Annotated in this window: 3 protein-coding genes; 2 read left to right on the top strand and 1 reads right to left on the bottom strand. The window is 66.1% G+C overall.

All coding sequences use genetic code 11. The annotated features are described in order from the left end of the window. Nucleotides 1-742: chemotaxis protein CheB (locus tag AC1DT2_RS11180; protein ID WP_477296255.1), on the bottom strand; the 742-nt coding region annotated here is incomplete at its 3' end. Nucleotides 743-820: 78 nt separating this feature from the next. Here AC1DT2_RS11180 and alkB point away from each other — a divergent pair. Together alkB and AC1DT2_RS11170 are read left to right on the top strand one after the other, a co-directional pair. Further along, a complete protein-coding gene (gene alkB / locus AC1DT2_RS11175; RefSeq protein ID WP_477296254.1) occupies nucleotides 821-1,474 on the top strand; it encodes a DNA oxidative demethylase AlkB in 654 nt (217 codons plus the stop codon). A gap of 184 nt (nucleotides 1,475-1,658) precedes the next feature. After that, a partial coding sequence (locus AC1DT2_RS11170) for a glucoamylase family protein (RefSeq protein ID WP_477296253.1) occupies nucleotides 1,659-8,489 on the top strand: 6,831 nt, incomplete at its 3' end.

Here is an 8,489-nt window from a genome sequence, read left to right as displayed (position 1 = left end):
GGATGAGCATGATGTCGCGCAGGGCGTCCTCGTGTTCGCGAGAAACGGCCTCCGCCGCCGCTTCGCCCGCATCGGAGGTATCGTCGAGGGCCGCGCCGGCGGGAAAAACGATCTTCGACGCATCACGGGCCATGGCGACGATGCGTTCGGGAAGCTCGGCCACGGGAAGAATGACGTCGACGGCGCCGGTGGCAATGGCGGCGCGCGGCATCTGGTCGTATTCGGCATCCTCGGGCTGTTGCACCAGGGTGATGCCGCCGCGCTCGTGGATACGCGCGATGCCCACCGAACCGTCCGATCCGGTCCCCGAGAGGATCACAGCGAACGCCTTTTCGCGATGCACTTCGGCAAGCGTTCGGAAAAAGAAGTCGATGGACACATGCCTGCCGCGCGGACGCTCCATGTCGAGCAGGCGCAGGTAGCCGTCGTTCATCGAAAGCGCGTGCCGTGGCGAGATCACATAAACGTGGTTCTTCTGCAATGGCAGCGTCGCGGTCACCTGGGTAACGGGCATGCTCGTGGAGCGCTGCAGGATGCGATCGACGATGCTGTCGTGCCGCGGCGACAGGTGCATCACGATGACGATAGCCATGCCTGGCTCGGCAGGCATGGCTTCGAGGAATCGGGCCAGGGCTGCCAGGCCACCGGCCGAGGCGCCGATGCCCACGACCGGAAAATCCAGCCCGCTGTGCTGCAGGGTGGGATCGACTTCCGGGTCGGACGGTGGGGCAGGCTGCGACATCGAAAAGAGCTCAGGCAGGTGATACCCGATTCTCGCGCAACTGGACCCTAAAGGGTGTGCAACGGGGATAATAGGGACATGACTGCGGATCTTTTCGCCGATTTTCCCGCCACCGAGCGACGCAACGAGCCTCTGGGCCCGGGCGCCGTGGTGCTGCGCGCGTTCGCACGGGACGACGGTGCGCGCCTGGTCGAGCTCATCGGCGCCATCGCTACCGTCTCGCCGTTCCGGCACCTGGTGACCCCTGGTGGCCACACCATGAGCGTGGCAATGACCAATTGCGGCAAGGTGGGCTGGGTGAGCGATCGCCGCGGCTACCGCTATGACGCGATCGATCCGGCGACAGGCCAGCCGTGGCCGGTCATGCCGGCGCTGTTCATGCGGCTGGCGGCGGAAGCGGCGGCGGAGGCTGGCTTCGAAGGCTTCGTGCCGGACGCCTGCCTGGTGAACCGCTATGTCACCGGCTCGCGCCTCACCATGCATCAGGATCGTAACGAGCGGCGCGATTCCGAGCCCATCGTGTCCGTGTCGTTGGGCGTGCCTGCCATGTTCCAGTTCGGTGGACAGGGTAAAGGCGTCAAACCGCTGAATATCCCACTGGTTCACGGCGACGTGGTCGTATGGGGCGGTCCGTCACGCATGAACTACCACGGCGTGCTGCCGTTGAAAGCCTCGGAACACCCGCTGACGGGCATGGACCGCCTCAACCTGACCTTCCGCACGGCGCGCTAGGGCGGCCGGGAGAGCGTAGACTGGCTCGGCGGCCTTTCGGGGCCACGCCGCGCTGATCCATGAAACGAATCCCACCACCCCCAAGGGGCAGGATATAGAGCTGTTCAGGCGCGCAAGTCCTCATGACGCTCCAAGTCCGGAGCGTGAGCCCGCACTGCGGGCGGAACTTTTCAACGCCGACCAGATGGAAGCCCACGGGCTGGTGCTCGCCAGACGCCATGAAGTGGCGACGCGGCRCTCCGCGGAATGGTTGTTACCCCGGCTGGCCGATAACGAACGGGTCATCCTGGAGGTCTGCAAAGCGCTGATGGCGGCGGCACGGCGCGGTTCGGGCACCACGCCAGCGGGGGAATGGTTGCTCGACAACCTTTACCTGATCGAAGAACACATCCGCATCGCCAACAAGGATTTCCCCAAGGGCTACAGCCGTGAACTGGTGCAGCTGGAGGAGGGGCCGTCGCGCGGCTTGCCGCGTGTCTACGACATCGCGCTGGAGGTCATCTCGCATGGCGACGGCCGTATCGATGCGGCAGGCCTCGCGCGTTTCCTGCAGACCTACCAGTCGGTGGTGCCGCTCAAACTGGGCGAACTGTGGGCGATTCCGATCATGCTGCGACTGGCGCTGATCGAGAACCTCCGGCGTATTGCCGCACGCGTGATGCTCGACAAGGCCAGGCGCCGACGCGCGACGCGCTGGGCCGATGCCATGACCCGCATGGCCGCGGAGGACCCGAAGAACGTGGTGCTGGTTGTCGCCGATATGGCGCGCTCCTCACCGGTGATGAGTGCGCCTTTCGTCGCGGAGCTCGTTCGCCGTCTGCAAGGGCAGGGGCCGGCGCTCGCGATGCCGCTGGGCTGGATCGAACAGCGCCTGGCCGAGTCCGGCCGCAGCATCGACTACCTCGTGCAGATGGAGTCGCAGCAGCAGGCCGCGCACCAGGTGTCGGTCGGCAATAGCATCGGCAGCCTTCGTGCGCTGGTGACCGTCGACTGGCGCGACTTCGTCGAACACGCCAGCCTGGTCGAGGCCTGCCTGCGCGAGGACCCGGCGGGCATTTACGCGGCCATGGATTTCGCCAGTCGCGACCGTTACCGGCACGCTGTGGAACGCCTGGCGCGAGCGGGTCGTATCGGCGAAGTGGCCACGGCACGCGCCGCTCTCGCAGCGAGCTGCCCCGATCCGGGCGAGCCACGCGATGGCGCGGTGACCCATGTGGGTTATCACCTGGTCGGTGCGGGGCTGCCCGCCCTCGAGCGTCGACTGCGCACGCGGCAATCGTTCGCGTCGCGCTGCCGGCGCGTGTTCGACCGGGCACCTTTCGCTTTTTCGCTAACGGCCTTTCTCCTGTTACTGGCAGGCCTCACCACCGGCCTCGTCGAAAGTGCGGCCTTGCCGCCGGGGTCGGGCTGGATCGCTGCCGCGCTGGCCTTCGGTGCCCTCATCGTCGCCAGTCAGCTCACCCTGAGCCTGCTCAATCTGGCCGCGATCCTGGTTACCACGCCCGACCACCTGCCGCGCATGGATTACGCCAAGGGCATTCCCCCGCAGGCGCGTAGCATGGTGGCTGTGCCGACGCTGCTCGGCAGCCCCGACGATGTCGACGATGTGGCCGAAGCACTCGAAGTGCGTTTCCTCGCCAATCGCGACGAGGTCCTGCATTTCGCCTTGCTGACCGATTTCATGGATGCGGACGCGGTATCGATGCCGGGCGACGCTGCCATCCTCGAGCGCGCCAGGGCGCGCGTCGATGCGCTCAATACCAGGTATCCCTCGCCGGCCGTCGACCGCTTCTATCTCTTCCACCGACCACGCGAGTGGAGCGAAACGGAACAACGCTGGATCGGAGCCGATCGCAAGCGCGGCAAGCTCGCGGCCATGAACGGCTTGCTCCGTGGCGAGGGCGCGGATCGCTTTCTGTTGATCGTCGGGCGGATCGAAAGCCTGCCACCGGTGCGCTACGTCATCACCCTGGATACCGATACGCAGCTGCCACGCGATACGGCGCACCTGTTGATCGCTGCGATGGATCATCCGCTGAACCGCCCGGTGTTCGACGAAGCACGGGGCGTGGTGGTGGCCGGTTACGGCATCATGCAGCCGCGCGTGGGCATCGGCCTGCCGGCGCAGGCACGGTCGTCCTATGCGCGCCTGTACGGCGCTGATGCAGGTATCGACCCGTACACCCGTGCCGTCTCGGACGTGTACCAGGACCTCTTTCACGAAGGTTCGTTCATCGGCAAGGGCATCTACGACGTGGATGCCTTTGAACACGCACTGGCCGGACGCCTCCGCGACGAGCGCGTACTCAGCCACGACCTGATCGAGGGCTGCTTTGCGCGTACAGCCCTGCTCAGCGACGTGCTGGTCTTCGAGGAGAATCCCGAACGCTATGTCGACGACAGCATTCGTCGTCATCGCTGGATGCGCGGCGACTGGCAGTTGTTGCCGTGGCTCATGCCCACGGTACCCACCCGTGACGGATGGCGGCGCAACGATCTCAGTCATCTGTCGCGTTGGAAAATCTTCGATAACCTGCGCCGAAGCGCGGGCGCCCCGGCGGCACTGGCCCTGCTCGTGGCGGGCTGGTTGTGGATCGCGCCGGTACTGAGCTGGACGCTCGGCGTGTTGTCGATGGCCTTCGTGCCGGTACTCCTGCAGGCCTTGATGGAAGCGGCGCGCAAGCCCCGCGACATCGCCTGGCGACAGCACGCCCGCGCCTCGCTGGTCGCGACGGGCCAGCACGGCCTGCGCCTGGTGTTCTCGATGGCGTGGTTGCCTCACGAGGCGTGGGTAAGCATCGACGCCATCGTCCGCTCGCTGTGGCGCATCGTGATCAGTCACCGTCACCTGCTGCAATGGCGTTCGTCGAGCGAGGTGGAACGCAGCGGAAGAGGCGCGCATAAAATCCCGTGGCGCGCCATGTGGGCTGGCCCCGCCGTCGCGGTCGTGCTTTCCGTCCTGCTCGTCGTCGATCGACCCATGGTCCTCACCATTGCCGCACCGGTGCTCCTGCTCTGGTTCTTCTCGCCCGTGTTCGCCTGGTGGGTGAGTCGTCCCGACGTAAGCCATGTCTACGTGCCCAGCGCATCGGACCGGACGTTCCTTCGCCTGCTGGCTCGCCGCACCTGGGCGTTTTTCGAGGCCCACGTCGGACACGACGATCACTGGCTGGCACCGGACAACGTGCAGATGACACCCGACATCCGGGTGGCCCGACGCACGTCGCCAACCAACATGGGCCTGGGGCTGCTCGCGAGCCTCGCCGCCTTCGACTTCGGTTTCCTCGGCCTGGGTGGTGTCATCAGCCGCACGGCGGCCACGCTCGCCACCATGCATTCGCTCGAGCGTTACCGGGGTCACTTCTACAACTGGTATGACACGGAAACACTCACGCCCCTGCGTCCTCTGTACGTGTCCAGCGTGGACAGCGGCAACCTTGCAGGTCACCTGCTGACTCTCCAGCGGGGCCTGCTTGCGTTATCGAACGAACCGGTGTTTCGTGCCGTGTCGATCGAAGGCCTGCGCGACACGCTCGGCGTCCTCGTTCAACATGTGGACGATACCGAACGGCCGGACCTGCTCGCGTGGTCGGACGAACTGCTCACCGCTGTGGCCTCGCCGCCCCGCTCGATGGATGCAGTGTCTGCGTTCGCTTGCACCCAGGCCGACCGCTTGCGCATGATGATGCCTGCACTGGCGCGCGAGCCTTCGGACGAGGCGGCCTTCTGGCTTTCGCGACTGAAGGCGCAATGCGACGACCTGACGGCCGAGGCGGAACAGTGGCACGGTGGGGAAGGGCATGTCGTCGGCATCCCGACCTTGCTGGAGCGGGCGAGCRAAGCCACGGCAGACGCGGCGCAGCGTGCCGCCGCGATCGCGCGCATCGAGGCGCTAAGCAATATCGCCGCGCTGGCGGGCGAACTGGCCATCATGGACCACGCCTTCCTGTACGACGACAACCGGCACCTGATGTCGATCGGCTATGACATCGATCGGCGCGTGCTCGATCAGTCGTTCTACGACCTCCTGGCCTCCGAGGCACGGTTGACTACCTTTGTCGCCATCGCCCAGGGCCAGATTCCCCAGGAGAGCTGGTTCTCACTCGGGCGCCTGCTGACAACGACGGGTGGCTCGCCGGTGCTGCTTTCGTGGACCGGGTCGATGTTCGAATACCTGATGCCGATGCTGGTGATGCCGACGTATGAAGGCAGCCTGCTCGACCAGACCTGTCGTGCGGCCGTCGCCAGGCAGATCGAATATGGCAAGCAGCGCAGCCTGCCCTGGGGCGTGTCCGAATCCGGTTACAACGCCGTGGACGCGCATCTGACCTACCAGTACCGTGCCTTCGGCGTGCCCGGCCTGGGTCTCAAACGTGGCCTGGGTGACGACCTCGTCGTCGCACCGTACGCCAGCGTGCTTGCGCTGATGGTCGCGCCTGCGGCAGCCACCAGCAACCTGCGACGTCTCACCGATGCGGGCGTGGCCGGTCGTTTCGGTCTGTACGAAGCGGTCGATTACACGCCGTCGCGCCTGCCTCCGGGGCAGGAGGCCGTCGTCGTGCGATCGTTCATGGCCCACCATCAGGGCATGTCGCTCCTGTCGATCAATCACCTGCTGCTCGGCCAGCCCATGGTTCGGCGTTTCGAATCGGACCCGCATGTCATGGCGACCACGTTGCTCCTTCAGGAGCGTGTGCCTCGCAGCGCCACGGAGTACCTGCACACCGCCGGGCTGGGCGACGATGCCAAGGCACCGTCCCTGCCCGAGGCACGCCTGCGCCTGTTCACCGATCCCGACCGTCCGCGTCCCGCCGTGCAGCTGCTTTCCAATGGGCGGTATCACGTCATGGTCAGCAGTGCCGGTGGTGGTTACAGCCGCCGCGACGCCATGGCGGTCACGCGTTGGCGCGAAGACATCACGCGCGATAACCACGGCATGTTCTGCTACGTCCGCGATCCGGACTCGGGTGATGTCTGGACCACGTCCTACCAACCCGTCGCGCGGCGCACGGACCTGTTCGAGGCGATCTTCTCGGAGTCCCGGGCCGAGTTCCGCGTGCGGCAGCGCGGTTTCGAGACGCATACGGAGATCGTGGTCTCGCCCGAAGACGATATCGAACTGCGCCGCACGCGCGTCACCAATCGCGGACGCACGCGGCGCACCATCGAGCTGACCAGTTATGCCGAGGTGGTCCTCACCGATCCCAACGGCGACATGGCGCATCCGGCCTTCAGCAAGCTGTTCGTCACCACGGAAATCGTGGCGTCCATGCAAGCGCTGCTTTGCGCGCGCCGGCCACGTTCCGCGGACGAGCAGCCGCCGTGGATGTGTCATCTGGTCGCCGTGCATGACGTGGACGTGGATGCGATTTCCTATGAGACCGATCGCGCACGGTTCATCGGGCGTGGTCGCAGCACGGCACAGCCCGCGGCGCTCGACGCCGGGATGGAACGCCTGACCGACACGGCAGGTGCGGTGCTCGACCCGATCGTGGCGATTCGCGTCCGGATCACGCTCGATCCCGAGCAGACGGCGACGCTCGACTTCGTGACCGGTGTGGCGGATACGCGCGACAGTTGCTTGCGCCTTATCGAAAAGTACCGGGATCGCCATCTGTCCGACCGCGTATTCGACCTGGCATGGACGCACAGCCAGGTTTCCCTGCGCCAGGCCAACAATACGCTGGCCGACGCGCAGCTCTACGAGCACATGGCGACCTCGGTGGTCTATCCGAACCTCGCCCTGCGTGCGGAGCCGGCCCTCATCGCCGCGAACGCACGCGGTCAATCGGGGCTCTGGGGGCAGGCGGTGTCGGGTGACCTCCCGATCGTGCTGCTACGGATCGGCGATATCGCAAGGCTCGATGTGGCACGTGACCTCGTGCGCGCGGCCGCTTACTGGCGGCTGCGCGGTCTGGCCGTCGACCTCGTCATCTGGAACGAAGACAGCACTGGCTATCGGCAGACACTGCACGACGCACTGACCGGACTGCTTGCCTCGGGGACGGAATCGAACCTGCTCGACCGGCCCGGTGGCGTGTTCATCCGTGCCGCGCAGCCGCTTTCGTACGAGGACCGCCTGGTGATGGAAGCCAGCGCGCGTATCGTGGTCGTCGACAGCCTCGGTTCGCTCGCCGAGCAGATGGAGCGGCATCGTCTCGAGTCGCGTCCCGCCGCTGCGGAACCACCGGCATGGCCCCGTCTTCCACGTCCGGAACTTGCCGCCGCCAAGCCGCCCACGGGCGCTTTCTCCGCCGACGGCAGCGAGTACGTCATCGAACTCGAGGAAGGCGCCGAAACACCGGCCCCCTGGTGCAACGTGCTCGCCAATCCGTCGTTCGGCACCGTGGTATCCGAAAGTGGCGGCGCCTACACCTGGGCCGAGAACGCGCACGGCTGCCGGATCACGCCGTGGCATAACGACCCGGTCGAGGATGCCAGCGGCGAAGCCGTGTACCTGCGTGACGAGGCGACGGGCCGTTTCTGGTCGCCGACACCGTTGCCCGTGCGCGGCAAGGGAAGCTATACGACGCGTCACGGCTTCGGGTACAGCCACTTCGAGCATGACGAGGAGACGCTTCATTCGCGCCTGGAAACCTTCGTCGCACTGGATGCGCCGGTGAAGTTCCAGGTGGTCACGGTGACCAATCGCGGTTCCGAGGCGCGCCGCTTGTCGGTTACCGCATACGTCGAATGGCTGCTCGGCGATGTCCGCGAGAAGAGTTCGATGCACGTGGTGACCGATGTCGACCCGATCACGGGCGCGCTGTTTGCGCGCAACGCCTACAACAGCGATTTTCCCGGTCGCGTCGCCTTCTTCGACATGGGTGATCGCGAGCGCTCCGTGGGCGGTGACCGGACCGAGTTCCTCGGCCGTAACGGACGGATGGATTCACCGCTGGGGATGCGCCGCCAAGCCTGGAACAACCGCATCGGTGCCGGGCTGGATCCCTGCGGCGTCCTCCGTGTCGCTTTCCTTCTCGAGCCGGGTGAATCGAGGGAGGTGGTCATCCGG

The sequence above is a fragment of the Luteibacter sp. P4_E6 genome (genome assembly GCF_056401535.1).
Note: the sequence above shows the minus strand (reverse complement) of the source record. Positions and strands in the feature narration are given on the sequence as shown.